The organism is Mesorhizobium sp. CA5 (assembly GCF_020165105.1).
Taxonomy (GTDB): domain Bacteria; phylum Pseudomonadota; class Alphaproteobacteria; order Rhizobiales; family Rhizobiaceae; genus Mesorhizobium.
Genome location: NZ_JAIUHJ010000014.1, coordinates 129519 through 155865, shown reverse-complemented (window position 1 = coordinate 155865; position 26347 = coordinate 129519). Strand labels below are relative to the sequence as shown.

Below are 26347 nucleotides of genomic sequence, written 5' to 3'. Positions count from 1 at the left end.
TGGAAACTTCTAATTTCATGACCCAGTGGTCCGGCTATCTCGGCCTGATATTGCAGGGAGCTCTTGTCACCATCGAGCTGACGCTGATGGGGTCGGTGCTTGCGCTGATCATGGCCTTCCTGGCCGGCATGGGGCGCGTGTCACGCTTCTTCATCATCCGCGCGTTGGCGACGACGTACATCGAATTCTTCCGCGGCACCTCGATTTTCGTGCAGCTGTTCTGGGCCTATTTCGTGCTGCCTTTTGCCGGCCTGTCGCTGACGCCGCTGCAGGCCGGCGTGCTGGCGCTGGGCTTGAATGTCGGCGCCTATGCGGCGGAAGTCGTGCGTGGCGCCATCCTGTCGGTCGGCCGCGAGCAATACGAGGCCTGCACGGCGCTCAATCTCGGCCGTTGGCAAGGCATGCGCCATGTGATCCTGCCGCAGGCGCTGCTGGTCATGCTGCCGACCTTCGGCAACAACGCGATCGAGCTGCTTAAGGCAACCTCGGTCGTGTCGCTTATCTCGCTCGCCGACCTGACCTTCCAGGCGCAGGTGGTGCGCTCGCAGACCGGCAGCACGCTGATGCCCTTCCTCTCCGTTCTCGTCATCTATTTCGCGCTGGCGCTGATCATCTCCTGGGGCATTCGCACGCTGGAGCGCCGCATGGCGCGCGGCCTCGACGGAGTGCGCGTCTGATGGAATGGGATTGGAACTTCGTCTGGGAGATCATGCCGACCCTTATCCAGGGGGTGAAGATCACCATCTTGGCGACGGTGCTCGGCTCGGCCCTGGCGGCGATCGTGGGGCTTGGGATCGCGCTGGCGCGGCGCTCGGAGAATCGCATCGTCGCGCGCAGCGTCGGCTGGTTCGCCGAGTTCATCCGCGGCACGCCGCTCCTGGTGCAGCTCTATTTCATCTTCTACGTGCTGCCCGACGTCGGCATCCTGCTGCCGCCGCTGGTGGCGGGCGTCATCGGGCTCGGCCTGCATTACGGCACCTACACGGCCGAGGTTTACCGCGCCGGCATCGACAATGTGCCGCGCGGCCAGTGGGAAGCTGCCAAGGCCTGCAATCTGGGCGGCCGCCACACCTGGACGCATATCATCCTGCCGCAGGCGATCCCGCCGATGATCCCGGCCCTGGCCAACTATTTCATCGCCATGTTCAAGGAGACGCCGCTGCTGTCGGCGATCACCGTGCTGGAGCTGATGAACCAGGCCAAGAGCGTCGCCAACACCTATTACCGCTACATCGAGCCGATGACGCTGGTCGGCGCCTTCTTTCTCGTCATCAGCCTCTGCTCCGTCGTGCTGTTGCGCTGGCTGGAGCATCGCTACGGCAGGATCGAAAGATGAAAGTCATGAACGCATTGCCCGACATCCGCCTCGAAACAGCGCGCCCCACGCTGGACTCGCGTCCGCTGGAAAAGCGCGTCGGCCTGATTGCTTTAGCTACCGATCACACCAGCGAGGTGGACTTCCGCCGCATGGTGGCGAGCGAGCGGATCGGCGTCTATGTCGCGCGCATCCCCTACGCCAACCCGACGACGCCGGAAAACCTGCGCAAAATGCAGCCGTCGCTTTCGGCGGGCGCGGCGCTGATCCTGCCGGACGAGCCGCTCGATGCGATATGCTATTCGTGCACTTCGGCGTCGGTGGTGATCGGCGACGCCGAGATCGAGCAGGCGATCCAAACAGCCAAGCCCGGCGTGCCCGTCGTCACCCCGCCGATGGCCGGCGTGCGCGGCCTGAACGCTTTCGGGGTGAAGCGTATCAGCATCCTGACTCCTTACACCGTTGAGACCAGCCGGCCGATGGCCACCTATTTCGCGGCGCATGGCTTCGATATCCAGAGCTTCTCCTGCCTCGGTTTCGAGGACGACCGCGAGATGGCGCGCATCACGCCGGCGTCCCTGGTCGAGCTGGCGCGCAACGTCACCCATCCGCAGGCCGATGCGCTATTCGTCTCATGCACCGCGTTGCGCGCCGCGCTCGCGGTTCCCGGCATGGAAGAGGCGATCGGACGTCCGGTCGTCACCAGCAACCAGGCCAGTGCCTGGAATTGCCTGCGGCTGTGCGGCAACGAAACGCCCCGGCCCGAATTCGGCCGACTGTGGACGAAGCCGCTGGCCCAGTGAACGAAATGCCCGTGATCGAAATGATTGTTGAGCATCAGCATATTCGCGCGGCGCGCGAGCGCATTGCAGGCAAGGTCGAGCGGACACCTATCGTGCTGTCGCAAAGCCTCTCGGACCGCACGGGCCGTCCTGTTCATCTCAAGCTGGAGCATCACCAGACCACCGGCGCGTTCAAGCTGCGCGGCGCTTCCAATGCGATCGCAGCATTGAGCGCGGAAGAAAAATCGCGCGGCGTCGTCGCCGCCTCGACCGGCAATCACGGCCGCGCGCTGGCGCATGCGGCAAAGCTCGAAGGCATCCGCGCGGTGATCTGCATGTCGAGGCTGGTGCCGGAAAACAAGCTCGACGCCATCCGTCGTCTCGGCGCGGATATCCGCATCGTCGGCAACAGCCAGGACGACGCGCAGCAGGAAGTCGACAGGCTGGTGGCGGAAGAAGGGCTGGTCATGCTGCCGCCCTTCGACCATCCCGATATCGTCGCCGGACAAGGCACGCTTGGGCTGGAAATCATGGAGCAGGTGCCGGATGCCGCGGCCGTGCTGGTGCCGCTCTCCGGCGGCGGGCTTGCAGCAGGTGTGGCGGCGGCGGTCAAAGGCGTGAGCCCGCGCACCAAAGTCATCGGCATCTCGATGGCACGCGGCGCTGCGATGAAGGCCAGCCTCGACGCCGGCCGGCCGGTGCAGGTCGAGGAACTGCCGACGCTGGCGGATTCGCTCGGCGGCGGCATCGGGCTCGACAACCGGCTGACCTTTGCCATGTGCCGGGGACTGCTCGACGACGTCGTCCTGCTTGCCGAGGACGAGATCGCCGCCGGCATCCGCCATGCGTATGAAGAGGAGCGCGAGATAGTCGAAGGCGCCGGCGCCGTCGGCATCGGCGCGCTGCTTGCCGGCAAGGTCAAAGTGAGCGGCCCCGCTGTTCTCATCCTCTCCGGCAAGAACATCGACATGGACCTGCACCGCCGCATCGTCTGCGGCGAGACAATCGCGGAGCGCGCAGCATGAGCCGCATAACCATTCTCACCGAGAGTGATCTGCGCAAGATCGTGACGCTTGATCTGGACGCCGTTGCCTGCATCGAGGACGCTTTTCGCGCCTTGGCCACCCTGCCGGTGGCGATGCCAGCGATCCTGCGGCTCGACATTCCCGAGCATCGCGGCGAGGTCGACGTGAAGTCCGCCTATGTGCCCGGCATAGACGGCTTCGCCGTCAAGATAAGCTCCGGTTTCTTCGACAACCCGACGCTCGGCCTGCCGAGCGGCGGCGGCATGATGGTGTTGCTTTCGGCCAAGACCGGCGTGGTCGAGGCGCTGTTGCTCGACAATGGCTATCTCACCGATATCCGCACGGCTGCCGCCGGCGCGGTCGCGGCCAAGCATTTGTCGCGCCAAGGCTCCAGCGTCGCCGCGATCTTCGGCGCCGGCCTTCAGGCCGGCCTGCAGTTGGAAGCGCTGTGTCTCGTCAGACCGATCGAGGAAGCGCGCATCTGGGCGCGTGACGCCGCCAAGGCTGAAGCCACCGCCGCGCGCCTGCGCGAGAAGCTCGGTATCCTCGTGCGGGCCGAGCCGGATGCGGCGAACGCGGCAGCGGGCGCTGACATCATCGTCACCACCACGCCTTCGACCGAACCGCTGATCAAGGCAGGCTTCGTCACTGCCGGCCAGCACATCACCGCCATGGGCTCAGACGCCGAGCACAAGAACGAGATCGCGCCGGCGATCCTGCGCATGGCCGATCTCTATGTCGCCGACAGCGCCAAGCAGACGCGGCGTCTGGGCGAGCTCCACCACGCCATCGAGGCGGCGGTCTTCGCCACCGACGCCGAGGTGACAGAGCTCGGCCAGATCATCGCCGGCAGCAAGCCCGGACGGCGCTCGGCCAGCGACATCACCATCGCCGACCTCACCGGCACCGGCGTGCAGGACACCGCGATCGCCACTTTGGCCCGTGACCGTGCGCGCGCCGCCAATGCCGGGCTCGATTTCGAAAGTTGATGCTGGCCGCCAGGCCCAACAAACGAGGACAACAAAATGCAGCCAAATTTGAAATTCTCGCGCGGCGAATATGCGGAGCGCCTCGCCAAGACACGAAAAGCCATGGAGGCTAAAGGCGTCGATCTGCTGATCGTCAGCGATCCCTCCAACATGGCCTGGCTGACGGGCTATGACGGCTGGTCGTTCTATGTGCATCAGGCCGTCATCGTGCCGCCTTCCGGCGAGCCGGTCTGGTACGGCCGCGGCCAGGACGCCAACGGCGCCAAGCGCACCGCCTATCTCGCGCATGACAACATCATCGGCTATGCCGACCATTATGTGCAGTCGACCGAGCGGCATCCGATGGATTACCTCGCCAGCGTGCTGGCCGAGCGCGGCTGGGACAAGCTCAGCATCGGCGTCGAGATGGACAATTACTGGTTTTCGGCCGCCGCCTTCGCGGCGCTGCAGAAGCACCTGCCCAACGCCCGCTTCGCCGATGCCACAGCGCTGGTGAACTGGCAGCGCGCCGTGAAAAGCCCGACCGAGATCGAGTATATGCGCAACGCCGCCCGTATCGTCGAGGCGATGCACCAGCGGATCGTCGACAAAATAGAGGTCGGCATGCGCAAATGCGACCTGGTCGCCGAGATCTACGATGCCGGCACGCGCGGGGTCGCCGGCATCGGCGGCGACTATCCGGCGATCGTGCCGCTCTTGCCGTCGGGAGCGGACGCCTCGGCGCCGCATCTCACCTGGGACGACAAGCCGATGAAGGTGAACGAAGGCACGTTCTTCGAGATCGCCGGCTGCTACAATCGCTACCATTGTCCGCTGTCGCGCACCGTGTTCCTCGGCAAGCCGACCCAGGCCTTCCTAGACGCCGAGAAGGCCACACTTGAGGGCATGGAAGCCGGCCTCGCGGCCGCCAAGCCCGGCAACACCTGCGAGGATATTGCCAACGCCTTCTTCGCCGTGTTGAAGAAATACGGCATCGTCAAGGACAACCGCACCGGCTACCCGATCGGTATCTCCTATCCGCCGGACTGGGGTGAGCGCACCATGAGCCTGCGCCCCGGCGACCGCACCGAGCTCAAGCCCGGCATGACCTTCCATTTCATGACCGGCCTGTGGCTGGAGACGATGGGGCTGGAGATCACCGAGTCCATCCTCATCACCGACACCGGCGTCGAGTGCCTGGCCAATGTGCCGCGCAAGCTGTTCGTGAAGGACTGAGCCGATGTCCGCTTTGCGTCCCTCGCCGATCACGCCGACCGTCGATTTCGAGCGCGACGGCGTCCAGCACGGCTTCCTGCGCCTGCCCTACAGCCGGGACGATTCCGCCTGGGGCTCTGTGATGATCCCGGTCTGTGTCGTGCGCAACGGCAAGGGCTCGACGGCGCTGCTCACCGGCGGCAATCACGGCGACGAGTATGAGGGTCCGCTGGCGCTTTACGAACTCGCCCGCACGCTCGATCCGAAAAATGTCTCCGGCACGGTCATCATCGTGCCGGCGATGAACTATCCGGCGTTCCGGGCCGGCACGCGCACCTCGCCGATCGACAAAGGCAATATGAACCGTTCTTTCCCCGGGCGGCCGGACGGCACGGTGACGGAGAAGATCGCCGACTATTTCCAGCGCGAGCTGCTGCCGCGCGCGGACATCGTCTTCGACTTCCACTCGGGCGGGAAAACGCTGGACTTCGTGCCCTTCTGCGCGGCGCATACGCTGCCCGACAAAGAGCAGGAGAAAAAGGCCTTCGCCGCCGTCGAGGCTTTCTCGGCGCCCTTTTCCATGCGCATGACCGAGATCGACGCGGTCGGCATGTATGACACGGCCGCCGAGGAGATGGGCAAGGTCTTTGTCACTACCGAGCTCGGCGGCGGCGGAACCTCGCGCGCCGAGACGGTGCGGATCGCCCGGCGCGGCATCCTCAACGTGCTCCGCCACGCCGGCATCGTCGATGGTGAGGTCGAGAAGGGCAGAACCCAATGGCTGGACATGCCGTCGGGCGATTGCTTCGCCTTCGCCGAGGATGACGGCATGATCGAGACGGTGGTCGACCTCGGCGAGCCTGTGAAGGACGGCCAGGTGGTCGCGCGCATCCATCCGGTCGGGCGCACCGGGCAGCCGCCGCAGGAGATCAGGGCCAGGATGTCGGGACTGCTCGCCGCGCGTCATTTCCCGGGCCTGGTCAAGGCTGGCGACTGCGTCTCGGTGCTGGCCGTGGCCGTTCGCGAATAATCTTGGTGCGGCGCCCTACTGCACCACGCGCTTCTCGAGCTTGCGGGCAAGCGTGCGCCGGTGCAGGCCAAGCCGGCGCGCGGTTTCGGAGATGTTGAAGCCGGTTTCGACCAGCGTTTCGTGGATGCGCTCCCATTCGAGGTTCTTGATCGAGGTGGGGCGGCTGGTGAGCGGCACCGAAACGTCGCCCTCGGCGCGGCCGAAGGCGGCTTCGATGTCATCGGTGTTGGCGGGCTTGGCCAGATAGTGGCCCGCGCCGAGCTTGATCGCCTCGACCGCCGTGGCGATGCTGGCAAATCCCGTCAGCACGACGATGCGCATCGACGGGTTGCGGGCGCTGAGAAGCTTGACGCATTCGAGACCCGATCCCGATCCGAGCTTGAGATCGACGACGGCGTAGGCCGGAACGGCCGTTTCCAGCGCGACCAGCAGCGCCTCGCGGTCGTGGCAGACCACGACGTCGTAGTCGCGCTTTTCAAACGAGCGTTTGAGCGTGCGCGCAAAGGTCGCGTCGTCCTCGATGACGAACAAGGATCGATCAGATTTCACGATCGTCTCCATAGGTCAGCGCCGCCAGCGGCAGCGAAAGGGTAACACGGGCGCCCTCGGCCATGTTGTGCGCCGAAACGTCGCCGCCAAGCTTGCGCACCACGTTGAACACCAGGAAGAGGCCCAGGCCGCCGCCTGGTCGCCCCTTGCTCGACATATAGGGCTGGCCGAGCGTTGCCAGAATATCCTTGTCGAAACCGGGTCCGCGATCCGTGACGGAGAGCACCAGCTTCTCATCCTGCCGCTCGGCAGTGATGCCGACCCAATCGTGCGATGCCTCCTGCGCATTGTCGAGCACATTGAAGATCACTTGTTTCAGCGCCGTGTCGGACACGATCGGCTCGTCCGGCTCGAAACCATTGCCGTAGTCCAGCTTGATAGGCTGGCGGCTGACGCGCCATTCCTCGACGAGATCGTCGAGGAACCGGCGGATCGTAGTGCGGATGGTGCCCTCGCCCCGCGCCTGGCCGGAGGACATGAGAATGCCCGTGACGATGCCTTTGCAGCGCTCGATCTGCGCCTGCATCTCGGCCACGTCCTCGGAAAGCTCGCGGTTGCGCTTGACGCCGCGCATCTGGCGCCAGTCGGACAGGATGACCGATATTGTCGACAGCGGTGTGCCCAGTTCATGGGCGGCACCCGAGGCCAGCAGGCCCATGCGCACGATGTGATCTTCCTCGGCCGAACGCTGGCGCAGGTCGGCGAGATAGGCATCGCGTTCGCGCAGGTTGCGGTTGATGCGCGTCATGAAGATCACGATCAGCCCGGCCGCGAGCACGAAGCAGATGAACATGCCGCGCAGATGCAGCGCCAGGAGATCGCTGCCGCCGTGATGCGCGAGTGCGATCGGCTGGAAGACGAAGATAAGGAAGACGAAGCAGGCCGAGGCCGCCACCACCAGGAGCCAGGTCGACCATGGCGCCAGGAGCGCAGCGCCGAGCGTGATCTGCAGCAGGTAAAGCGACACGAACGGATTCGAGGCGCCGCCGCTCAGGTAGAGCTGCGTCGTCAGCGCCGCCATGTCGAAAATCAGCGCGACGAAGAGCTGCGCGTTGGAGATCCGGCGGTTGCCGCGCAGGGCGAGCAGGCTGAAGATGTTGAGGCCGACCAGGAAAAGCACCACGCCCGCCATCTCGGTGAGCGGCAGCGGGATGGCGAACCAGTATTGCGTGACCAGGATTGTCAGCACCTGCCCCGCCACTGCCAGCCAGCGCAGCTGGATGAGCAGGAGCAGGTTCTTCCTGTTCGTGACGTCGGCGTCCGACGGGGCGCCTCCCTGCCGCGTTGGAAGAAGCGTCAGGAACGGCTTGTCGCGATGGGGCCACGCGATATTCATCACGCTGCATCCCAGTTCCGGCGGCCGGAGAAAACCTGTCTGGCAAGCGCCATCGCCAGCATCCCTGCAAGGGCAAACCAGGTCAAAGCATAGATGAGATGGCTGTTGCGGAAGGTGACGACGGTGAGCCCGCCGCGCGGCCAGCCAGCAGCGCCGGATGCCTCGGCATCGATGAAATAGGGCGCAACATCCGCCAGGCCGCGCGCCTTGGCGATTGCCGCGACGTCGCGCGAATACCAGCGATCGGCAGCCGGATCGTTTCTGCGCAGGAAACCGCCGCCGGGCTCGCTGATGCGCAGCAGCCCGTCAACCGTCGCCGGTGAGGCGAGCGCGGCATTCTCCCGCTCGAACTCCACCTTGCGCTCCTGCGGGATGAAGCCGCGGTTGACGAGGACCGTGAACCCGCGGTCGTCGCGCATCGGCGTCAGCACCCAATAGCCGCCGCCAAGCTCGGTCACCGCCTGCACCAGCGTGTTGGCGCCGCCCTGCAAGCGCCCGGTCAACCGCACGTGGCGATATTCGTAGTCCGGTGCGCTCAACCCGCTCCAGTCCTGCGGGCCGGGCGCATCGACGACGGGAGTATGGATGCGCTGGTCGACGCGGGCGATCAGGTCGAGCTTCCAGACCCGTCTTTCCAGTTGCCAGACGCCGAGCCCGAGAAACATCAGAACGCCGAGAAGCCCAAGCAGCGCGAGCAAGAATCGCGACGCGGAACCCTTCGAGGCAGCATGAGAGCCGATACCTGCCCGGCCGGTCATGTCCTTTGCCTCGGCTTTGGCCCTCCCCGCGCGCCACACGCCCACGCCCGAAATGGGGCTCATGGCATCTCCCGCATCTCGTGGAGCCCGGGCATCATATTGGAATTGAGGTGGTACATCACCCAGAGCGAGCCGCTCAGCACGATGACGACGAGAACCACCGTGAAGATGAGCGCCAGCATCGACCATCCGCCTTCCGACGCAGGGGTCATATGCAGGAAGAAGACCATGTGCACCACGATCTGCACCACCGCGAAGGCCATGATGATGATGGCCGCGGCCTGCTTGTTGTCCATGGCGCCGGTCATGACCATCCAGAACGGGATGGCGGTGAGGATCACTGACAGGACGAAGCCGATCAGGTAGCCCCTCAGCGAGCCGTGCGCGGCGCCGCCATGGGTATGGTCGCGATCGGCATGATCATGAGCGCTCATCTGAGCATCCCCATCAAGTAGACGAAGGTGAAGACGCCGATCCAGACGACGTCGAGGAAGTGCCAGAACATCGAGAGGCACATCAGCCGGCGGCGGTTGGCCTCGATGAGGCCGTGTCTCGCGACCTGCACCATCAGCGTCACCATCCAGACGATGCCGAAGGTCACGTGCAGGCCATGCGTGCCGACCAGGGTGAAGAAGGACGACAGGAAGGCGCTGCGCTGCGGCGTCGCGCCTTCATGGATCATGTGCGCGAATTCGGATAGCTCGATGGAGAGGAACGCCAGGCCGAACAGCATGGTCACCACGAGCCAGGCCTGCGTCGCGCCGACACGGCCCTTGTCCATGGTCAGCATGGCAAAGCCATAAGTGATCGAGGACAAGAGCAGCATGGTGGTGTTGACCGCCACCAGACCGAGATCGAACAGATCCTTCGGCGCCGGACCCGCCGCGTAATTGCCGCCGAGCACGCCATAGGCCGCGAACAGCATGGCGAAGATCAGGCAGTCGCTCATCAAGTAGAGCCAAAAGCCGAGCATGGTGCTGCCGCCTTCGGCGTGCGCGTGCTCTTCTTCCAGGTGGAAGACCGGTTCCGCGACGGCCGTGATCGCGCTCGATGCCATGCTCAATTCCTAGCCCTGGGCGGCGAGGAGCGTCGTCCTCGCCTCTTCGGTTTGCGTGACCTCGGCAGCCGGGATGTCGAAGTCGCGGTGGTAGTTGAAGGTGTGGCCGATCGCGGTTGCGATGAGGCAGACGAAGCTCAGCGCCGCCAGCCACCAGATGTACCAGATCAGGCCGAAGCCGAGCGCGACGCTGAAAACCGCCAGGACGACGCCGGTGCCGGTGTTGCTCGGCATGTGGATCGGTTTGAATCCGGACAGCGGGCGCCGGTAGCCGGCCTTCTTCATGTCGAACCAGGCGTCGTTGTCGCGAATGACCGGCGTAAAGGCGAAGTTGTAGGCCGGCGGCGGCGAGGAGGTCGACCATTCGAGGGTGCGGCCGTCCCAGGGATCGCCGGTGTGATCGGCCAGCGCTTCGCGCTTGCGGATGGAGACGAAGATCTGGACCAGGAAGGCGGCGATGCCGCAGGCGATCAGCACCGCGCCGAAGGCGGCGATCACGAACCATATCTGCAGCGAGGGATCGTCGAAGACGCGCATGCGGCGGGTCACGCCCATCAGGCCGAGGATATAGAGCGGCATGAAGGCTAGCCAGAAGCCGAGCACCCAGCACCAGAACGAAACCTTGCCCCAGAACGGATCGAGCCTGAAGCCGAAGGCCTTGGGCCACCAATAGGCGATGCCGGCGAACAGGCCGAAGAGCACGCCGCCGATGATGACGTTATGGAAATGCGCGATCAGGAACAGGCTGTTGTGCAGCACGAAGTCGGCGGGCGGCACGGCAAGCAGCACGCCGGTCATGCCGCCAACGACGAAGGTGAGCATGAAGGCCACCGTCCACATCATCGGCAATTCGAAGCGGATGCGGCCGCGATACATGGTGAACAGCCAGTTGAATATCTTCGCCCCGGTCGGGATCGAGATGATCATCGTGGTGATGCCGAAGAAGGAATTGACACTGGCGCCGGAGCCCATGGTGAAGAAGTGGTGCAGCCAGACGAGATAGGACAGGATGGTGATGACTATCGTGGCGTAGACCATCGAGGTGTAGCCGAACAGGCGCTTGCCGGAGAAGGTCGAGGTGACCTCGGAGAAGACGCCGAACAGCGGCAGGATAAGGATGTAGACCTCCGGGTGACCCCATATCCAGATGAGGTTCACATACATCATCGGATTGCCGCCGAAATCGTTGGTGAAGAAGTTGGTGCCGACATAGCGGTCGAGCGCAAGCAGCGTCAGCACCGCCGTCAGCACCGGGAAGGACGCGACGATCAGCACGTTGGTGCAGAGCGAGGTCCAGGTGAAGACGGGCATGCGCATCATGGTCATGCCTGGGGCGCGCATCTTGATGATGGTGCAGATCAGGTTGATGCCGGACAATGTCGTGCCGACGCCGGCGACCTGCAGCGCCCAGATGTAGTAATCGACGCCGACGTCGGGACTGTAATTGATGCCGGAGAGCGGCGGATAGGCCAGCCAGCCGGTGCGGGCGAACTCGCCGACGAACAGCGAGGCCATGACCAGGATCGCGCCGCCGACCGTCATCCAGAAGCTGAAATTGTTGAGGAAAGGGAACGAGACGTCGCGCGCGCCGATCTGCAGCGGCACGACGAAGTTCATCAGCCCGGTGACGAAAGGCATCGCCACGAAGAAGATCATGATCACGCCATGGGCGGTGAAGATCTGGTCGTAGTGATGAGCGTTGAGGTAACCCTCGGAACCGTTGAAGGCGATGGCCTGCTGCAGGCGCATCATGATGGCGTCGGAGAAGCCGCGCAGCAGCATGACGAGGCCGAGCGCCATGTACATGATGCCGATCTTCTTGTGGTCGACGCTGGTGAACCACTCGCGCCACAGATAACCCCAAAGCTTGAAATAGGTGACCGCGCCGAGCACCGCGAGGCCGCCCAACGCCACGACGATGAAGGTGACGACGACGATCGGCTCGTGCAGCGGCAGCGACTCCAGAGTGAGGCGGCCGAAGATGAATTTGGTCAGCGACTCAGGCATCCGCCATCCCTCACAATTCGAAGCGCAGCAGGCCGAGCGACGGGGTCCCGGCATCGGCGCGGCGGCTGCCTGCCCCTGGACTGAGCAGCCCTGCCCCGCGCAGCGGGGAAAGATCGGGCATTGGCCAGTATTTCGCGCCGGCATCGCGGGCCGCGCGCGAGGCGGCGGCTGCTTCCTCCGCCGTGCAGATGCTGGCGACATAGGACGGATCGTTGCCGAACACCGCGCCGCGCCGGGCAAGCTTGTCATATTGCAGCGGCAAGGTGTTGCGCACGCCGGCCAGCCCAAGGCCGCCCTTGGCGTCGATCGACATCATCTCGTTCATGCACATCTTGCCGCGCTCGACGCACAGATTGAGGATCGCGCCATAGAGGTCGGGATCGACGGAGGCATAGTGGCGGACCGGCTCGTTCTCGCTCGGACGCTCGAGCTCGAGATACGTCTCGCGGCTGAGCGTAGCCTGCGCGCCTTTGGTCTGCGTCACCCACTCACCGAAGGCCTTGTCGGAGAGCCCGTGGAACGCAAAGCGCATGCCGGAGAAGCCGGCGCCGCTGTAGTTGGCCGAGAAGCCGGAATAGGTGCCCGGACGGTTGATGACCGCGTGCAGCTTCGTCTCCATGGCGGGCATGGCGTAGATCTGTCCGGCAAGGGCCGGAATGTAGAAGGAGTTCATCACCGTCGAGGAGGTGATGCGGAAGTCGATCGGCTGGTTGACCGGCGCCGCCAGCTCGTTGACGGAGGCAATGCCGTAATCCGGATAGATGAAGAGCCATTTCCAATCCAGCGCGACGACGTCGACCCTGAGCGGCTTGTGGTTCTGGGTGACCGGCTGTCCTGGTTCGATCCGGTCGATGCGCCGGTACGGATCGAGCAGATGGGAGCCGAGCCAGGTGAGCGCGCCGAGGCAGATGATGACGAGCAGGGGTGCCGCCCAGATCACCAGCTCCAGCTTGGTCGAATGGTCCCAGTCCGGCGTGTAGATCGCCGTGGTGCTGGATTGCCGGTAGCGCCAGGCGAACAGCACGGTCAGCGCCATGACCGGCAGGATAATGAGCAGCATCAGCAGGGTCGAGACGACGAGCAGGTCGCGCTGCTGCACTGCCACGTCGCCCGCGGGCGCCAGCACGACCAGGTCGCAGCCGCTCAGCAGCACGGCGAGCGGAAAAAGAAGCAAGGCTCCGGATCGTCTCATCAAACGCTGCCCTCGATGGCCCTGCAGCAGGATCTCTGCAGGTTGCGATGCGATATGGACCAACGGCTACTGCCGCGGGCACAGCGACGACATTGGACAATTTGTCCAATGCCCAGCCGGTATGGCTTTCGCGAAAGTGTGCACGCATAATTGGATGACGACAACATAGCGTCGGGACGACGACAATCGCGTTCCGAAGTTGAGTTTGGTGACAACGGAAACGATGGCTGAAACTTCGACTTCCGAAACGGACAGCAGGCTGATCGGCTCGCATCACGGCCAAGTCAGCGCTGGCGATATCGCGGTCGGCGTGATCATCGGAAGGACGTCGGAATTCTTCGATTTCTTCGTCTATGCGATCGCTTCCGTGATCGTGTTCCCCAAGCTTGTGTTCCCAACCCACGACCCGCTGGTCGGAACGCTCTACTCCTTCGCCATCTTCGCGCTGGCCTTCGTCGCGCGCCCGTTCGGCACCGTGCTGTTCATGGCGATCGACCGCGCCTATGACCGCGGCGCGAAGCTGACGATCGCGCTGTTCCTGCTCGGCACCTCGACGGTCGCCATGGCGTTCCTGCCTTCTTATGAAGACGTCGGCGCGGTCGCCGCCTGGCTGCTGGCGCTTACCCGGTTCCTGCAAGGCCTTGCGCTTGGCGGGACTTGGGACGGGCTGCCCTCGCTCCTGGCGCTGAATGCGCCGCAGAACCGGCGCGGCATCTATGCGATGATCCCGCAGCTCGGCGCGCCGATCGGCCTCATCGTGGCCAGCTCGCTGTTTGCCTTCTTCGTTGCCAACCTCTCGGCCGAAGACTTCTTCGCCTGGGGCTGGCGCTATCCCTTCTTCGTCGCCTTCGCCATCAACGTCGTGGCGCTGTTTGCCAGACTGCGCATCGTGGTGACGCCCGAATTCTCGAAACTCTATGAGAGCGGCGACCTGCAGCCGACCCGCATCAGGGAGATGGTCCGGACGGAAGGACGCAACGTCATCGTTGGCGCCTTCGCGCCGCTGGCGAGCTTCGCCCTGTTCCATATGGTGACGGTGTTCCCGCTGTCCTGGGTGTTCCTGTTCACCAATGAGGGTCCGGAACGTTTCCTGGTCATCGAAGTGGTGAGCGCGCTGTTCGGTATCGCGGCGATCGTTGCATCGGGTCCGCTGGCCGACCGTGTCGGACGCCGCGCCCTGCTCGGCGGCGGCGCCGTCGCCATCGCAGCCTTCAGCGGCTTTGCCCCACAACTTCTCAACGGCGGCACCGTCGGCGAGACGGTGTTCATGGTGCTCGGCTTCATCCTGCTGGGCTTGAGCTTCGGGCAATCCTCAGGCGTCGTCGCATCGAGCTTCTCGCGCCAGCACCGCTATACCGGCTCGGCGGTGACATCGGACCTGGCCTGGATGTTCGGCGCCGGCTTCGCGCCGCTCGCGGCGCTGCTCCTGGCCGGCAATTTCGGCCTCATCGCCGCCGGCGCCTATTTGCTTTCGGGCGCCGCCTGCACGCTGATCGCGCTTTGGATCGACAGGCAGGCACGCCGGGCCGACTGAACGAGCGGCGAGCTCGGATAGTCGCCGCTCTATCCCTTTGTTTTTGACGCAATTCCTGACGGAAGGTTACGGCGAAGGCGCCGAACTCAACCGCTCACACTTTTCCTGGAATTGCTCTGACCTGCAATCAGACCCGGTAGAAATCCCGATACCATTGCACGAAGCGCGGGACGCCGATCTCGATCGGGGTCCTGGGCTTGAAGCCGATCACCGCCTCGAGCGATGCGACGTCGGCATAAGTCGCAGGCACATCGCCCGGCTGCAGCGGCATCAGGTTGCGGATTGCCTTGCGCCCGAGAACGTCTTCCAGAACGTCGATCAGCCGGCTGAGCTCGACAGGCGAGCTGTCGCCAATGTTATGGATCCTGAACGGCGCGATGCTCGTCGCGGGGTCCGGTGCAGCGCTTGTCCAATCGGGATTGGGCGTCGCGGGATGCTGCATGACGCGGGCCACCCCCTCGACGATGTCGTCGATGTAGGTGAAATCCCGCTGCATGTTGCCATGGTTGAAGACATCGATCGGCTGACCGGCGAGGATGGCCTTGGTGAAGATGAACAAAGCCATGTCGGGCCGTCCCCACGGACCGTAGACGGTGAAGAAGCGCAGGCCCGTCGTCGGCAGCCCGAACAGATGGCTGTAGGTGTGAGCCATCAGCTCGTTTGCCTTCTTGCTGGCGGCATAGAGACTGAGGGGATGGTCGGCGGAATCATGCACGGAGAACGGCATGCGCGTGCTGCCGCCATAGATCGAGCTTGACGACGCATAGACGAGATGGCCGACCGAGGCCTGCCGACACCCCTCCAGGATGTTGAGGAAGCCGTTGAGATTGCTTTGCGCATAGACATGCGGATTGACCAGCGAGTAGCGGACGCCCGCCTGCGCGGCGAGGTTGACGACGATCTGCGGCGCGACCGACGCAAAGACCCCCGAGATGCCATCGCGGTCGGCGAGATCGACATGCTCGAAATGAAAGTTTGGGAACGCCTTCAGCCGCTCGAGCCGCGCCTGCTTCAAGGTGACGTCGTAATACTCGTTCATGGAATCGAGGCCGACAACCTGCCGGTCTTCGGCAAGCAGCCTCTGGCAAAGGTGAAAACCTATGAAGCCGGCTGCGCCGGTGATCAGGATCGGCCTGCTCGACGTCAATGCATACCCCTAACGCTGCAGCCAGACCGTGCAGGCCATCGAGAACTTGCGCCTTTTACGGCAGGGCTGCAATGAATTCAACGATACGCTTTCTCTCGCCGTCGTCGCCGGCGTGAGGCCAGCGGCAAGATCGGCCGCCAGCCGGATGTCCGCGTTGCCAGAGCGCACGCAGCTGCCGCCGGGGTCCGACAGCGGAAAAGCGATCTCAAGCCAACGCTGATATGCGAGCATGATCAGCGGTCGGGCACTTCCGTGCGGAATACGATTGCGCGCACACTGCGGATCGGGAATTTGATTTTCTTGGTGATCCCTGTTCCTTGGGGCAAACTGCTGGCGGGCTGTCAGGAGGAGAAATGAGAGCACGCGCGGCGACGGTCGGAGACCTGGAAGATGTTTTCCGCGGCCTGTCCAAGCGAATGTCGGACGAATATGTGGCGGCCGGCAAGGACAGCAAAAGCGCCTATGACAATTTGATGATGAACCTGAAGGAAGGCCGGGCCCATGCGCTCGTGCAGGACGACAGGACGGTGGCGATCATCGCCTGGCATGAGCACGCGGACGCCGCCGACACGCTCTTTGCCGCGCGGGAGGATTTCTTCAACGCCACGACGGTCCGCTTCTGCAAGCGCCACATCCGCCATGTCCAAGCGCTGGCCGGCAACCTTCCCGTCCATTCGCGCAGCTGGCTGCACAGGCCCGACGTCGCGAAATGGTTCCGCGTGATCGGTTATGTCGACCGAGGGCGCGAGAACGGCGCCACCTTGTTCGAGCTGCCGTCGGCCGCCAATAGCTGACGGAAGCGAGGGCGATCCGTTACGGCGCCCCAAAAACGGGCGCTTGCGCGAAAATCCGATTGGAAAGATTGTACGCGCAGGCACCGGGCAACCCGGCACGCCGGATGGGGTATGGCTGCTGGAAATCGGGATGTTGCGCGTCTGCCTGGCCTTTGTCGCCATCGCTGCCCTGACGAGACCGTCAGGGGCGGAGCCGCGCGCGTCCCATCTTTTCGACCGACCCGGCCTCGCGGCGGCCTATTCGGGCCAATCCGATCTTATCACCGCATACACGACCGGCATGGCGCGTTACCGGCTTCAATATTCGGGCCCCGCGGCCCAAACCGGTTTAGCCGCGCCGCTCGAGCCTCGGCTGCTGCGGCCCGAATTCCAGCAGCGGACATGGCGTTCCTCGGATGGCAGCCTGCTGCAGGGCTTTGCCGGCAAGGGCGGTTTCCGGCTGACCACAGGCAACTGCGTGGCCCGCATCTGCATGGCCATCGAATGCAGCGACGCCGGCTGGCCGCTCTATGCCTGCAGCGACGGGCGCAAGCGCAAGATGTCGGTCAGCAACTTCGTGACGGCAACATTCGACGGCGTCTCCTATCGGCGGCTGAGCGCGCCGCAGGAGTGAAATTGGCGATCTGAACCGGGTAACACAGCCGCTTGCGCCCATCTCGCCAGGCGTGGCATCAGTTGCGCGTTTTTGAGACGTTCGAAGACAGAGATAGTGGCACGCCAACCCGACAGACGATCCATCGTCGCCAAAGTCAGTCTCGCCCGAGCGCTCTCCAAGCTTGGCTTCTGCTCGCGCACGCAGGCCGAGCGTCTCGTCGTCGAGGGCCGCGTGCAGGTCAACGGAAAGACAGTGCGCGATGCCTTGCTGCGCATCGATCCCGACCGCGACCGCATCACCGTCGACGGCGAGCGCGTCATTGCCGAGCGCAAGGTCTATCTGATGCTCAACAAACCGCGCGGGCTGGTCACCACCCGCGACGATCCGGAGGGCCGCGGAACCGTCTATGACTGCCTGGGAGGGCTTGACCTGCCGTTCGTGTCGCCCGTGGGCCGCCTCGACAAGGCGAGCGAAGGGCTGCTTTTGCTGAGCAACGACACGCGCTGGGCGAACGGCCTGCTCGACCCCGTCTCGCATGTCGCCAAGACCTATCACGTGCAGATCGCGGCCGCGCCCGACAAAGAAATGCTGGAGCGTTTTCGTCAGGGCGCCGTCGTCGACGGCGAGTTGCTCGCCGCAAGCTCGATCGCGCTGTTGCGCAGCGGCGGGCGGACAGCCTGGCTGGAGATCGTGCTTGACGAGGGACGCAACCGGCACATCCGCAGGCTACTCGCCGCTTTCGACATTGAGGTGCTGAGGCTGGTCAGGGTGGCGATCGGGCGGCTGCAGCTTGGCGAACTGGCCAAGGGCAAGGCTCGGCATTTGACGGCCGAGGAGCTGGCGATGGTCAGAGTCTAGCGAAACGCCTCAGCTTCGTCATCCACGGGCGGAGCGGGAGCGAAGCGGACGCGCAGACCCGAGGATCCATTCCGTGACCTGGCGCAAAGGGTAAAGGCGGCGCAAGACAGGGGTCGCTCTGCACCGCGGCAACGCTCATTGGTAACGGAATGATTCTAGGGTCTGCGCCGCGTCGCTTCGCTCCTTGCTCCGCCCTAAAATGACGAGGCTGAAGGGTTTCGCCTAATCTCCAGAGACGCCTGAGCTGCTATCGAGCTGCGGCTACTTCTGGTTCCACCGCCGGATGACCGGCTCGGTCAGATCGTGCTCATAGCCCAGGATGCTGAGGCTGGCGGTATCGAGCACGAAGTGCTCGCCGCCTTCCGGCGGCAGGCCGACCCAGCGTGCTGCCAAGACACGCAGGAAATGCGAGCTGGAGAAGATGAGCACATTGCCGGCAACCGCTCGCAGCCCGGCGATGATGGCGTCCGCGCGGGCACCGACATCGGCCGCCGTCTCGCCGCCCGGACAGCCGTCGCGAAACAATTGCCAGCCGGGTCGCTTGGACAGGATCTCCTTGGTCGTCACGCCTTCATAAGCGCCGTAGTCCCATTCCTGCAGGTCGGATTTCTTGACCGCGCGCTCGCCGAAGCCAGCGAGCCGGCAGGTGTCGAAAGCGCGTTGCGAGGGGCTCGACCAGACCGCCTGGAACGTCGGGCCCTTGAGCCGATAGGCGACGCCGCGCGCGGCCTCTTCGCCTTTCGCCGTCAGCGGGATATCGGTGCGCCCGGTATGCCTGCCCGATGCGCTCCACTCCGTCTCGCCATGGCGAACGACATAGATCTCGGGAAACGCACTGCTCATCGACCGCCCTTGAATGCAACGGGAATGCACCGGCAGGAGTGCCGCGCCGCGCCACCCTATGCGGCAGCCGACAAAAAGAACAGGCCGCGGCGATCGCCGCGGCCTGTTCGGCATCGGGAGGATGCTGGTTGGCTAGGCAGGCTGCAGGCCGCCCGAGAGCGCAAGGTCTGCCTCCTCCGGCAACTGGCCGGCCATGGCGGCGGCGAATTGCTTCTGGTCGAGCTCGCCTTCCCAGCGGGCCACGACGATGGTCGCGACCGCGTTGCCGACAAAGTTGGTGAGCGCGCGGCATTCCGACATGAAGCGGTCGACGCCGAGGATCAACGCCATGCCGGCGACCGGCACCGAGGGCACGACCGAGAGCGTGGCGGCCAGCGTGATGAAGCCGGCGCCGGTGATGCCGGCCGCGCCCTTCGAGCTCAGCATCGCGACGAGCAAAAGCAGGATCTGGTCGCCGAAGGTGAGTGGCGTGTCGGTCGCCTGGGCGATGAACAGCGCGGCAAGCGTCATATAGATATTGGTGCCGTCAAGGTTGAAGGAATAGCCTGTCGGGATGACAAGACCGACCACCGAGCGGTTGCAGCCGGCGCGCTCCATCTTGGCCATCAGGCCGGGAAGTGCCGCTTCCGACGACGAGGTGCCGAGCACCAGGAGCAGCTCTTCCTTGATGTAGCGGATCAGCGCCAGGATGGAAAAGCCGTTGTACCATGCGACGGCACCCAGCACTACGAGCACGAAGAGCAGCGACGTCAGATAGAAGGTGCCGATCAGGAAGGCGAGGTTGGCGATCGCGCCTATGCCGTATTTGCCCACGGTGAAGGCCATGGCGCCGAAGGCGCCGATGGGAGCGGCCTTCATCAAGATGGCGACGAGGCGGAAGACCGGCGCGGTCAACGCCTGGAGGAAATCGACGACCGGGCGGCCGCGTTCGCCGACCAGCGCCAGGGCGATGCCGAACAGCACCGAGAAGAACAGCACCTGCAGGATATCGCCCTGCGCAAAGGCGCCGGTGATGGTGTCGGGGATGATGTTCATCAGGAAGCCGACAATGGTCGTGTCATGCGCCTTCTCGGTGAAGGTCGAGACCTTCGAGGCGTCGAGCGTGGCCGGATTGATGTGCATGCCGGCGCCGGGTTGGACGACGTTGGAGACGACGAGGCCGACGACGAGCGCCAGAGTCGAGAAGACGAGGAAATAGATCATCGCCTTGCCGGCAACGCGGCCGACCTTGTGCAGGTCGGAAACACCGGCAATGCCGGTCGCCACGGTGAGGAAGATCACCGGTGCAATGACCATCTTGACCAGCTTGATGAAGGCGTCGCCGAGCGGCTTCAGCGAGGCGCCCAGGTCGGGATAGAAATGGCCTAGCAGGATGCCGGCGGCGATCGCCACCAGGACCTGGACATAGAGATGCCGGTAAAGGGGAACCTTGCCGCGCGGTTCGGCGGCAGCGATTGCTGTCTGCATGATATCCTCCGTTCGGCCCCCGATCGAAACGCTCGACCTCCCAGGGGGCTGTTGACCTCCACAGCCTCGCGGCTGCTGCGGAAGCATCTGCAACGCGCGTGCCAGATGGTGCCGGGTGTCTCTCTTTGTTGATTTTGTTTGATTTTTCGATTCTGTGACAGCGCCTTTGGAGAAGGCTAGTGCGGTTATCCGCATAGATCGATTTGCGCTTTGTGCGAAATCATGCACAGATGCGGCATGCTGCAACGCCCTGCCGCTGTTCTTGCTGCCACGCCCGAACTGCTTGCCGGGCGGGCGCGTCGCGCCTGGCTGCTGTTCGCGGCGGTGGCGCTGCTGATCGTGCTCGCGGCGCTTTACGGCGCCGGCCTCTACGGCCGTTCGACCGAGATCGGGGCTTTAGCCACGCAAGGGCGCACCGACGCCAACCTCAAGGTCGCGCTGTTGCGCGCTGTATTGGAAAATCCGCGCGCGCTGCCGCTGCTTCTGTCGGAGGACCAGCAGGTGCATGACGCGCTGACGCAACGCAGCCCTGCCGCGATCGATATGCTCAACCGCAAGCTCGAAGGGCTAGTGTCCGGCACCAAGGCCTCGGTGCTCTATGTCACCGGCACGGACGGCCTAGCGATCGCTTCCAGCAACTGGCGCGAGCCGGTGAGCTTCGTCGGCAACGACTACGGCTTTCGCGCCTACTTCTCAGGCGCGATGCAGTCCGGCACGGCCGAATATTTCGCGCTCGGCAATGTCAGCAAGCGCCCAGGCCTCTACATCTCGCGCCGCGTCGGGAGCGCGGCGACGCCGCTCGGCGTCGTCGTGGTCAAGATGGAGTTCGACCAGCTCGAGGCCGACTGGCACGAGGCCAACCGCCCGGCCTATGTCAGCGACGAGCATGGCGTGGTGCTGATCACCAGTGTGCCCTCCTGGCGCTTCCTGACGACAGAGCCGCTCAGCCGGCCGATGCTCGCCGGTATCCGCGCCAGCCAGCAATTCGGCGATGCGCCGCTGGTGCCGTTGCCGGTCACGAAGCCCCAACCGCTCAGCTCCGACGTCGCCTTGGTCCATGCCATCACGCCCGGGGGCAGCGACGCCGAGTATCTGCGGCTGTCGACCGCGGTGCCGTCGACGCCGTGGCGGCTCGACTATCTCGTTCCGGCCGAAGCGCCGATAGCGGCGGCGCAGCGCGAGATGCGGCTGCTGACACTGGGCGTTCTTGTCCCGCTCCTCGCATTAGCCGCCTATCTGTTGTGGCGCAGGCAGTCCGCGCAGATGCGGATCGCCGCCGAGCAGGCCGCGCGGGCCGAGCTCGAGCGCCGCGTCGTCGAGCGCACGCAGGACCTCAGCCTGGCACGCGACCGGCTGCAGGCGGAGATCGCCGACCATCGCAGCACCGAGGCCAAGCTGCAGGTCATGCAGCAGGAGCTGGTGCAGGCCAACCGGCTTGCCACGCTTGGCCAGGTCGCGGCCGGCGTCGCGCATGAGATTAACCAGCCGGTGGCGACGATCCGCGCCTATGCCGACAATGCGCGCGTCTTTCTGGAGCGCAAGCAGAGCGCGTCGGCCGAAGAGAACCTTGGCGCCATCGCGGCGCTGACCGAGCGGATCGGCGCCATCACCGAAGAGCTGAAAGCCTTTGCACGCAAGGGCCGCACCGCCGCCGAGCCGGTCGAGCTGCGCAGCGTGATCGAGGGCGCCGTGGTGTTGCTCAGGAGCCGCTTCGCCGGCCGGCTGGACGCGCTGGCGATCACGCTGCCGCCGCCGGCGCTGAAGGTGATGGGCAACCGGTTGCGGTTGGAGCAGGTGCTGATCAACCTGTTCCAGAACGCGCTGGAGGCGCTCGATGGCCGTGATGGCGCGCGGGTCGAAGTCTCCGCCACCGAAACCGCCGAAGACGTGGCGCTGGTCGTATCCGACAACGGGCCGGGCATCCCGCCCGCGATCCTGAAATCTCTGTTCACGCCCTTCAACACCTCGAAGGAAAGGGGCCTCGGGCTCGGCCTCGTCATCTCCAAGGACATCGTCGCCGACTATGGCGGACGCATCGAGGTTTCGAGCAGCGGCCAAGGCACACGCTTCACCATCCATTTGTCGAAAGCCGGCGCGGCATGACTAGGCACGACCCAGCACCGGTGATCCTGATCGACGACGACAGCGATCTGCTCAAGGCGACAAGACAGACGCTGGAGCTTGCCGGCTTTGCGGTGTCGGCCTACTCGGTGGCGAAGGAAGCGCTGGCAGCGCTCGACAGGAATTTCGCCGGCGTGGTGGTGTCGGACATCCGCATGCCGGAGATCGACGGGCTGCAGCTTTTCGACCGCGTGCTGCGGCTCGACCCCGACATTCCCGTCATCCTGGTCACCGGCCATGGCGATATCGCCATGGCGGTCAAGGCGATCAAGGACGGCGCCTACGACTTCATCACCAAGCCTTTCGCCGCCGACCGGCTGGCGCAGAGCGTTGCGCGCGCGGCGGAAAAACGCCGGCTGGTGATCGAGAACCGCGCTTTACGAGAAGCGGCCGAGCAGGCCCAGGAGGGATTGCCGCTGATCGGCCAGACGCCGGCGATCGAGCGGCTGCGCCGGACATTGCGGCAGATCGCGGATACCGATGTCGACGTTCTGGTGACCGGCGAGACCGGCTCCGGCAAGGAGGTGGTGGCGAGCCTGCTGCACCGCTGGAGCCGCCGCGCCAAGGGCAATTTCGTGGCGCTCAACTGCGGCACGCTGCCGGAGACGGTCATCGAGAGCGAATTGTTCGGACACGAGGCCGGCGCCTTCACCGGTGCGCAGAAGAAGCGCGTCGGCCGTATCGAGCATTCGAGCGGCGGCACGCTGTTTCTCGACGAGATCGAAAGCATGCCAGCCTCGACACAGGTGCAGATGCTGCGCGTCTTGGAAATGCGCGAGGTGACGCCGCTCGGCACCAATGAGGTGCGGCCGGTCGACCTGAGGGTGGTCGCGGCAGCCAAGGTCGATCTCGGCGATGCCAGCCAGCGCGGGGCTTTCCGTGAGGATCTCTATTACCGGCTCAATGTGGTCACGCTGTCGATCCCGCCGCTGCGCGAGCGAAGGGACGACGTGCCGTTGTTGTTCGGATACTTCGCCGAGCGGGCGGCGGCCCGTTTCAGGCGCGGCGTGCCGGCAATCTCCGCCTCGGTCCGGCGCCACCTCAGCGACCATGACTGGCCGGGCAATGTGCGCGAGCTCGCTCATTTCGCCGAACGTTTCGTGCTCGGGCTCGAGAACGTCGCCGGATCGCCTTCCCCGGCGGCAACGGAACGCGACACCTCCGTGTCCTTGCCGGAACGGCTTGATCGCTACGAGGCCGAACTCATCCGCGAGACACTTGGCCGTAATGACGGCGACGTCCGGCGCACCATCGAGGCGCTCGGCATCCCGCGCAAAACCTTCTACGACAAGCTGCAACGGCACGGCATCGTGCGCAGTGATTTTTCCAAGTAGATCAGGGCCAGAGATGGAGCTGATATCGTCGGAAAACCCTTCGCATCTTTCGGCATCATGCTGTGGGAACCGCAACGCCGCTGCGCCGTTGAAACCGACCGGGAAACCGTGGCACGTCGGCATCAGCCGGGCAGCGAATGCATCGGCGTGGCGGTTTTGCCGGGTTGCGCTCGGCAGGCGTTGATGGTTTGTTGCCGCCCAGCGGAGAACGAATGATGCGCGAATCCCTCGGCCAAGACGAATATGGCTCGACCAGTCCCTTCGACCCTGACGACCTGCCCAATCTCAATGCGATGGGGCCGGCGATGGGTGGCGGCAATGATTTCGAGAAATACGCGGTCGCCGTCATCATCGTCTTCGGCGCGCTGATCATCGGCGGCCTGATGGCTGCCTCCATGTCCTTCGGCCATCGCAACGGCTTCCTGTTCGCGCTCGGCGGCGCCACGGCGGCCTGGATTTCCGGCAATGCGCTGCTACTCGACCGGCCGCGCATCTATGCGCTGTTCGTCGCCATCGCCGCCGTGATGCTGATCGCTTCGACCATCACGCTGGTCATCTGATCAATTAATATCCCAGCGCCTCACCGGCGGCAGCGCGGCTGTCGATGGCGCCGTTGTAGCGCGCGCCGCCGCCTTTCTCGATCTGTGCCAGGCTCTTGCCACCGACCAGGATGCCAGCCGCCTGCCCCCAGGTTTGGTCGCTGAGATCGAGGTGGTAGCCCATGCCGGCAAGCAGCTTCTCTGTGTCCGGCGACAGCCCGAATGGCTCGACATAGACCGTGTCCGGCAGCCATTGATGGTGGATACGCGGAGCGTCGATCGCCTGCTGGATGTCCATGCCGTGGTCGATGACGTTGATGATCGCCTCCAGCGTGATGGTGATGATGCGCGAGCCGCCCGGGCTGCCGATGACCATGAACGGCTTGCCGTCCTTCGTGACGATCGTCGGGCTCATAGAGGATAAGGGCGTCTTCTTCGGCTGAATGGCGTTCGCTTCGCCCTGCACCAGGCCGTAGAGGTTCGGCACGCCCGGCTTCTGGGTGAAATCGTCCATCTCGTTGTTGAGCAGGATGCCGGTGCCGTCGGCGACGACGCCGGCGCCGAAGGAGCCGTTCAGCGTGTAGGTGACGGCCACCGCGTTGCCGTCCTTGTCGATGATCGAATAATGCGTGGTTTCCTTCGACTCGCCGAAGCCCTTCGGCATCAGCTCCTTCGAGACGCCGGCGCGGAACGGGTCGATCTTGTCGCGGATGTCTTTCGCATAAGCCTTGTCGACCAGCTTCGAGACCGGATTGTCGATGAAATCAGGGTCGCCGAGCGCCGAGTTGCGGTCGACATAGGCGTGGCGCATGGCTTCCACCATGACGTGAACCGTCTCGGCCGAGCCGGCGCCGAGATAGGAGAGCGGATAGCCCTCCAGCACGTTGAGTATCTCGCAGATGATGACGCCGCCCGAGCTCGGCGGCGGCGAGGAAATGATCTCGTAGCCGCGATAGGAACAGGTCACCGGCTTCAGCTCGCGCACGGCATATTGCTCGAAATCAGGCTTGGCGAGGATGCCGCCTTTCGCGCCGCTCGCCTTGACGATTTCATCGGCAATCGACCCTTTGTAGAAGGCGTCCGGGCCTTTTTCCGAGATCGCCGAAAGGGAGGCGGCAAGGTCCGGCTGAACGAGCTTCTCGCCGATTCCATAAGGCTTGCCGTCTTTCTTCAGGAAGATGGCGGCCGCCGCCGGGTCCTTCGCCAGCCGGTCAGCGCTGCCGGCGAACGAAGCCGCATCGCCCTGGTTAAGCACGAAGCCGTCTTTGGCGTAGGCAATCGCCGGCGCCATCAGATCCTGTCTCGACAAGGTCCCGTATTTCTCATGCGCCATCTCGAAGCCCGCGACCGAGCCGGGCACGCCGACCGCCAGATAGCCGTCGAGGCTGGCGCCTTTGATCGGCTTGCCGTCCTTGTCGAGATACATGGTTTTGGTCGCCGCGAGCGGCGCGCGCTCGCGGAAATCGAGAAAGGTCGTGCGGCCGTCCTTCATGCGCACGGTCATAAAGCCGCCGCCGCCGATATTGCCAGCATTGGGATAGACTACGGCGAGCGCATAGCCGACGGCAACCGCGGCATCGACCGCGTTGCCGCCCTTCTTCAGCACGTCCACACCGACTTCGGTTGCAAGATGCTGGGCAGTCACCACCATGCCGTGCTCGCCTTTGGCGGGAGTTGGCGAAGCGGCGAAGACGGTGGTCGGCGTGAAGGCAAAGGTGAGCGAAAGGCTGACGGCGATCAGCGTCCGGCGGGTCAAGGGCATGGCGGTGCTCCTGGCGTTGGGGGACGCCTAGGAAAGACCGTTGAGGTGGGTGAGTCCAGCCAATTGTGACGGTTGGCAATCCTTCACACCCCCCCTCTGGCCTGCCGGCCATCTCCCCC

25 protein-coding genes are annotated in these 26347 nt (G+C 64.5%); 14 read left to right on the top strand and 11 right to left on the bottom strand.

Features of this window, described 5'->3' with window-relative positions; translation table 11 throughout:
• Positions 1-17: 17 nt before the first annotated feature.
• Genes ehuC through doeB form a run of 7 tightly spaced genes read left to right on the top strand, consistent with a single transcriptional unit; the run spans position 18 to position 6335 of the window.
• Positions 18-677, top strand: coding sequence for an ectoine/hydroxyectoine ABC transporter permease subunit EhuC (ehuC, locus tag LB529_RS19350; protein WP_095765846.1), 660 nt, complete (start codon positions 18-20; stop codon positions 675-677).
• The gene (ehuD, locus tag LB529_RS19345; protein WP_224712005.1) at positions 677-1336 is read left to right on the top strand and encodes an ectoine/hydroxyectoine ABC transporter permease subunit EhuD; all 660 of its coding nucleotides are present in this window, start codon (positions 677-679) and stop codon (positions 1334-1336) included. The genes ehuC and ehuD overlap by 1 nt, the downstream gene beginning before the upstream one ends.
• Positions 1337-1341: 5 nt before the next feature.
• Positions 1342-2118, top strand: coding sequence for an ectoine utilization protein EutA (gene eutA, locus LB529_RS19340; protein ID WP_224712017.1), 777 nt, complete (start codon positions 1342-1344; stop codon positions 2116-2118).
• Between the two features lie 5 nt (positions 2119-2123).
• The gene (eutB, locus tag LB529_RS19335; protein WP_411962546.1) at positions 2124-3122 is read left to right on the top strand and encodes a hydroxyectoine utilization dehydratase EutB; all 999 of its coding nucleotides are present in this window, start codon (positions 2124-2126) and stop codon (positions 3120-3122) included.
• Positions 3119-4111: a cyclodeaminase gene (locus LB529_RS19330; RefSeq protein WP_224712004.1), complete on the top strand. Its 993-nt coding sequence runs from the start codon at positions 3119-3121 to the stop codon at positions 4109-4111. Before eutB ends, LB529_RS19330 begins: the two co-directional genes overlap by 4 nt.
• A 36-nt stretch (positions 4112-4147) precedes the next feature.
• Positions 4148-5326 carry an ectoine hydrolase DoeA gene (gene doeA / locus LB529_RS19325; protein WP_224523512.1) on the top strand — a complete coding sequence of 393 codons (1179 nt, stop codon included), beginning with the start codon at positions 4148-4150 and terminating at the stop codon, positions 5324-5326.
• Between the two features lie 4 nt (positions 5327-5330).
• Positions 5331-6335, top strand: a complete 1005-nt coding sequence (gene doeB, locus LB529_RS19320) for a N(2)-acetyl-L-2,4-diaminobutanoate deacetylase DoeB (protein ID WP_224712003.1) — start codon at positions 5331-5333, stop codon at positions 6333-6335.
• Between the two features lie 15 nt (positions 6336-6350).
• Here the strand turns inward: doeB and LB529_RS19315 are convergent, their stop codons facing one another.
• Genes LB529_RS19315 through cyoA form a run of 7 tightly spaced genes read right to left on the bottom strand, consistent with a single transcriptional unit; the run spans position 6351 to position 13234 of the window.
• The gene (locus tag LB529_RS19315; protein WP_210239569.1) at positions 6351-6884 is read right to left on the bottom strand and encodes a response regulator transcription factor; all 534 of its coding nucleotides are present in this window, start codon (positions 6882-6884) and stop codon (positions 6351-6353) included.
• Positions 6874-8220, bottom strand: a complete 1347-nt coding sequence (locus LB529_RS19310) for an ATP-binding protein (RefSeq protein ID WP_224712002.1) — start codon at positions 8218-8220, stop codon at positions 6874-6876. Before LB529_RS19310 ends, LB529_RS19315 begins: the two co-directional genes overlap by 11 nt.
• Positions 8220-9041 carry an SURF1 family protein gene (locus tag LB529_RS19305; RefSeq protein WP_411962544.1) on the bottom strand — a complete coding sequence of 274 codons (822 nt, stop codon included), beginning with the start codon at positions 9039-9041 and terminating at the stop codon, positions 8220-8222. Before LB529_RS19305 ends, LB529_RS19310 begins: the two co-directional genes overlap by 1 nt.
• A complete protein-coding gene (gene cyoD, locus LB529_RS19300) occupies positions 9038-9412 on the bottom strand; it encodes a cytochrome o ubiquinol oxidase subunit IV (RefSeq protein ID WP_224712001.1) in 375 nt (124 codons plus the stop codon). The genes LB529_RS19305 and cyoD overlap by 4 nt, the downstream gene beginning before the upstream one ends.
• Positions 9409-10035, bottom strand: coding sequence for a cytochrome o ubiquinol oxidase subunit III (cyoC, locus tag LB529_RS19295; RefSeq protein ID WP_224523506.1), 627 nt, complete (start codon positions 10033-10035; stop codon positions 9409-9411). The genes cyoD and cyoC overlap by 4 nt, the downstream gene beginning before the upstream one ends.
• Positions 10036-10044: 9 nt before the next feature.
• Positions 10045-12042, bottom strand: coding sequence for a cytochrome o ubiquinol oxidase subunit I (gene cyoB / locus LB529_RS19290; RefSeq protein WP_224627364.1), 1998 nt, complete (start codon positions 12040-12042; stop codon positions 10045-10047).
• Between the two features lie 10 nt (positions 12043-12052).
• On the bottom strand, positions 12053-13234 hold the full coding sequence (gene cyoA, locus LB529_RS19285; protein WP_224712000.1) for a ubiquinol oxidase subunit II: 1182 nt from the start codon (positions 13232-13234) through the stop codon (positions 12053-12055).
• A 223-nt stretch (positions 13235-13457) separates the two neighbouring features.
• On the opposite strand from cyoA, the gene LB529_RS19280 reads away from it, so the two are divergent.
• Positions 13458-14768 (top strand): MFS transporter, encoded by a 1311-nt coding sequence (locus tag LB529_RS19280; protein ID WP_224711999.1) that lies wholly within the window; start codon positions 13458-13460, stop codon positions 14766-14768.
• A gap of 127 nt (positions 14769-14895) precedes the next feature.
• On the opposite strand, the gene LB529_RS19275 is transcribed toward LB529_RS19280, so the two are convergent.
• Positions 14896-15915: an NAD-dependent epimerase gene (locus LB529_RS19275; RefSeq protein WP_224711998.1), complete on the bottom strand. Its 1020-nt coding sequence runs from the start codon at positions 15913-15915 to the stop codon at positions 14896-14898.
• Positions 15916-16268: 353 nt separating this feature from the next.
• Between LB529_RS19275 and LB529_RS19270 the strand changes: the two genes are divergently transcribed.
• The 3 genes from LB529_RS19270 (at position 16269) to LB529_RS19260 (ending at position 18162) form a co-directional block, all read left to right on the top strand.
• Positions 16269-16709: a hypothetical protein gene (locus tag LB529_RS19270; protein ID WP_140844035.1), complete on the top strand. Its 441-nt coding sequence runs from the start codon at positions 16269-16271 to the stop codon at positions 16707-16709.
• A 43-nt stretch (positions 16710-16752) separates the two neighbouring features.
• Positions 16753-17322, top strand: a complete 570-nt coding sequence (locus LB529_RS19265) for a hypothetical protein (protein ID WP_224711997.1) — start codon at positions 16753-16755, stop codon at positions 17320-17322.
• 93 nt (positions 17323-17415) lie between these two features.
• Entirely contained in the window at positions 17416-18162 is a 747-nt protein-coding gene (locus LB529_RS19260) for a pseudouridine synthase (RefSeq protein ID WP_140844183.1), read from the top strand.
• A gap of 261 nt (positions 18163-18423) precedes the next feature.
• Here the strand turns inward: LB529_RS19260 and LB529_RS19255 are convergent, their stop codons facing one another.
• Positions 18424-19005, bottom strand: a complete 582-nt coding sequence (locus LB529_RS19255) for a histidine phosphatase family protein (protein WP_140844033.1) — start codon at positions 19003-19005, stop codon at positions 18424-18426.
• Between the two features lie 132 nt (positions 19006-19137).
• On the bottom strand, positions 19138-20472 hold the full coding sequence (locus LB529_RS19250; protein WP_224711995.1) for a dicarboxylate/amino acid:cation symporter: 1335 nt from the start codon (positions 20470-20472) through the stop codon (positions 19138-19140).
• A 237-nt stretch (positions 20473-20709) separates the two neighbouring features.
• Between LB529_RS19250 and LB529_RS19245 the strand changes: the two genes are divergently transcribed.
• The 3 genes from LB529_RS19245 (at position 20710) to LB529_RS19235 (ending at position 24487) form a co-directional block, all read left to right on the top strand.
• Positions 20710-22575 (top strand): ATP-binding protein, encoded by a 1866-nt coding sequence (locus LB529_RS19245; protein WP_224711994.1) that lies wholly within the window; start codon positions 20710-20712, stop codon positions 22573-22575.
• Positions 22572-23927, top strand: coding sequence for a sigma-54-dependent transcriptional regulator (locus tag LB529_RS19240; protein WP_224711993.1), 1356 nt, complete (start codon positions 22572-22574; stop codon positions 23925-23927). The genes LB529_RS19245 and LB529_RS19240 overlap by 4 nt, the downstream gene beginning before the upstream one ends.
• A 212-nt stretch (positions 23928-24139) precedes the next feature.
• The gene (locus LB529_RS19235) at positions 24140-24487 is read left to right on the top strand and encodes a hypothetical protein (RefSeq protein ID WP_224512899.1); all 348 of its coding nucleotides are present in this window, start codon (positions 24140-24142) and stop codon (positions 24485-24487) included.
• 4 nt (positions 24488-24491) lie between these two features.
• Here the strand turns inward: LB529_RS19235 and ggt are convergent, their stop codons facing one another.
• Positions 24492-26228: a gamma-glutamyltransferase gene (gene ggt, locus LB529_RS19230; protein ID WP_224711992.1), complete on the bottom strand. Its 1737-nt coding sequence runs from the start codon at positions 26226-26228 to the stop codon at positions 24492-24494.
• Positions 26229-26347 lie beyond the last annotated feature (119 nt).